This is a genomic window from Candidatus Protofrankia californiensis, from assembly GCF_900634765.1.
GTDB lineage: Bacteria > Actinomycetota > Actinomycetes > Frankiales > Frankiaceae > Protofrankia > Protofrankia californiensis.
On record NZ_CAAAFT010000215.1, the window covers coordinates 1 to 3,098 of the forward strand.

Annotated in this window: 4 protein-coding genes and 1 pseudogene; all 5 read right to left on the reverse strand. The window is 66.8% G+C overall.

Features of this window, described 5'->3' with window-relative positions; genetic code table 11:
• On the reverse strand, nt 1-810 hold an 810-nt coding region (locus DD1DGNOD_RS11835), incomplete at its 3' end, for a hypothetical protein (protein ID WP_131770116.1).
• A gap of 133 nt (nt 811-943) precedes the next feature.
• On the reverse strand, nt 944-1,357 hold the full coding sequence (locus tag DD1DGNOD_RS11840; protein WP_131770117.1) for a hypothetical protein: 414 nt from the start codon (nt 1,355-1,357) through the stop codon (nt 944-946).
• A 314-nt stretch (nt 1,358-1,671) separates the two neighbouring features.
• Nucleotides 1,672-2,226 (reverse strand): IS630 family transposase, encoded by a 555-nt coding sequence (locus DD1DGNOD_RS11845; RefSeq protein WP_131770118.1) that lies wholly within the window; start codon nt 2,224-2,226, stop codon nt 1,672-1,674.
• Complete coding sequence (locus tag DD1DGNOD_RS11850) at nt 2,223-2,804, reverse strand: helix-turn-helix domain-containing protein (RefSeq protein WP_131770119.1); 582 nt, start codon at nt 2,802-2,804, stop codon at nt 2,223-2,225. Before DD1DGNOD_RS11850 ends, DD1DGNOD_RS11845 begins: the two co-directional genes overlap by 4 nt.
• An 88-nt stretch (nt 2,805-2,892) precedes the next feature.
• A pseudogene (locus tag DD1DGNOD_RS11855) lies at nt 2,893-3,098 on the reverse strand (IS5/IS1182 family transposase); the annotation flags it as partial.

Sequence of the window (3,098 nt, forward strand, 5' to 3'; positions counted from 1 at the left end):
AGTCCGCACGACCAACTCGACATAGCCAGCCGCCAACGTCATCCACATCAGGGTCGCCATCAGCAGCGCGACAACGCCCCCACCAAGAGGCTTGAAATTGTCGACTGCGATCGTTTCCAGCATCCGCGTCGCGGTATCCCTGGCCGGTAGCACCGCCTCGGACAAGGCGTCTGCAAGGATCAACCCGTGGTCGACGAGCCAGGGCCAACCGACCACAGCCAGCACAGCGACGGGGATGTCTCGCACGATCTTTGCCATCGCCATGCCGGGCTCACCGGAGAATATTCCCTGGATCACACCGAGAAATATGTAGCCGACGAGCAGTACCATGCTGAACGACGCCACCATCGAATAGGCGCCGTTTGGACCGATGAACTCCTGCGTTGTCACATGAGGAAACGTGGTTTGGGAAAAAAATCCTCCAACGAGATGGCTGGAGGCCTCAAGAACGCCGCCGATCATCGTCCCGATAATCGCGTTCGCCACGTCCTGCACCGGGCCGACGACCGCGTTCCCAAGCTGATCCTTCAGCCATCCCAGTCCCGGGATGTCTATCGCCTGAACCCGGTAGCCGACCGTGCTCGCCGAAGGACACCACGACCCACTCTCGGTGCACGCGCTGCCCGCTGGCACGGCAGAGCCCACGCCTGCGTAGCCGTCCGTCCATGTGCTGCTCTCCGGGTCCGCGGCTACCGCGCAGGTCGCCATGCAGGCCGATCTATCGGTAACGGAGCCCTGCGACAACGAGCGGAACAGCACAATCGCGGCCACCGCGCCGATAGCAACCAGCATGATCAGAATGGCGAGCACGGTTGCCAGAACGCCGCGCCTCCATCCACCGCTGCGGGCTATCCGCCGATGCCGCCCGCCGGGCGTCATGCCGTGCCGCGACCGGACGAGGTCGTCACCGCGATCCTGTCGATGTCTTCCCATCGCGGCGGCCTCAGTTCCGCAGCCAGTTGACGATGGCCGGCGCGAACCGGATGACTAGCACGCCGCCACCGCCGGCCAGGATGAGTCCGACACCCCGGTTGCCTGCGGCCCCGGAGCCGGTTGCCCGGCTGATTGCCATCGCCGCGCCACCGATGAGCACCATAAGAAGGCAGCAGACAAACGCCGCCTCCGCGGCGAAATTCAGCAGCTCCTGCACCTTGTCCCACCCCGGCGCACCGCCCCACGATGGCGCCACGGTCATAGCCGGCGCCGGAGTCAACGTCGTCGGAGTCTGCGCCCACGCGCCCGACGCAGAGCCCAGCAGGAACAGCGGGATTGTCGTGCAGCAGCCGAGCAGCCGGGCAGCCACGCGCCGCCAGCGCAACGCCCTCAAGCAAGAAGAGATCCGAGAGAGGCCAGACATGACGGGTGCCTCCAGAAGGTCTGGGAAGACTGGTCCGACCCGCCCGAGTCCCTCTCATCCTTACGACCGGAAGATCATAAAACGGTGTTGTCTAACCGTTGTTGAACGAAATGTTCTGACCGCCGTTTCAGAATCGGCACCACACGACCGGGCCTCAGCCCCTGGCAGGCATGTGACCAATGTCCGCACCAGTCGAACTCGTCTGTGGCTGATGGAGTCCCGTGGCTCGCGAAGGCCCAGAATCCCCGTACCTGGAGAGTCGTTCGCGTGACTATGCGAGCACGATCGGCTCCCATTTACTAGTGCAACCTTCCTCAAAGGAGGTACACAAACCGGCGGCGGAGTTTCCGGGTTGGTGCTGCCGGCCGTCCCCAGACCCAGGGCTTGGCGCGAGCGTTGAGCTGGGCGGTGGCCAGGTCGACGGCGTGGGTGATCTCGTCGGTGTCGACGAAGGTCTGTCCGGCGAACGCGGCCCGGCGCAGCAGCCGCCACCAGCCCTCGGCCATGTTCAACCAGCAGGCCTTCTTCGGGATGAACACCTGCTGGATCCGCGGGTGGCGGGCCAGCCAGCGGCGGACCTTCCCGCTGGTGTGGGTGGACAGGTTGTCGGTGACCACCCGGATCGGGCCGCGGGGATTGGCCTGGGCGATGCGGGTCAACAGCTGTATCCAGCCGTCGCTGTTACGCGAGGGGGCGCAGCAGGTGACCTCCTGGCCGTCGCGGATGCGCAGGCCGCCGAAAACCCAGGTCTTCTCGCTGCCGCGGGAGTACTCCAGGGGTGCTGTGATGCGGTGGCCGTCGGGTGACCAGCCCGGTGTCGGCGGGAACGTACGCGGGATCACCGGACCCAGCTCGTCGGCGCAGATCACCGTGGCGTCGGCCGGCGGGTGGGTGTAGAGCTCGACGACCGCCGCCCTTGTGGGACGAAGTCGGGGTCCTGGCTTGCCGCCCAGGAGCGGGTGTGCCGCCAGCGCACCTTCTCGGCCAGCAGGATGCGGCGTACCTGACTGCGCTGGATCTGGATCCCCTCGGCCTGGGCGGTCTCGGTGAGGGTGTTCAGGGTCCACTGGGGTGGGCCGGTCTCGTCGGCGGCGCTCAGCTCGCCGGTGTCATCGCGGACCGGCCGGCCCGGGGGGTCGGCGCGGGCCAGGGCGATGATGCGGCCCCGCTCGTCTTCGGTGATGCGTGGTTTGCGGCCGGCTCCGGGCCGGTCACCCAGCCCGTCGAGGCCCTCGGCGTTGAACCGGGCCAGGCGTTCGCGCACGGTCTGCATGTGGCAGCCCAGCCGGGCGGCGATGGTGCTGGTGCGCTCACCGTCCCAGCTGGCCACGATCATCTTCGCCCGCATGATCCAGTCGCCGGGGGCGTGTCGCGACCCGGCCAACTTCCGGATCTTCTGCTCCTCCTCCGCGTTCGCGGGAGGGCGGGCATACAACAACTTCGGCATGAAAGACCGCCTCCCTGCCAGGATCCCACCGGCACAGACGATCTACAACCGTAATGAGGAACGTTGCACTAGAGCACCGGTCAAGTAGTCAGGCTGCTTGCTGATCGGATTTCTGGCGGGCAATCACGTGGAGGTTGTGTACCACCGCGGTCCGGCGGAGGTCGAACAGGTTCTTACGCAGCCCGCGGTAGCGGGCGCGGCGTCCCTGCCAGTAGCCGACATGGGCCAGGGTGTGTTCGACCGTGGTGCGTTCGCGCAGGCGGGCACGGCCGGCCGGGGTCGCCTGACGGCGGC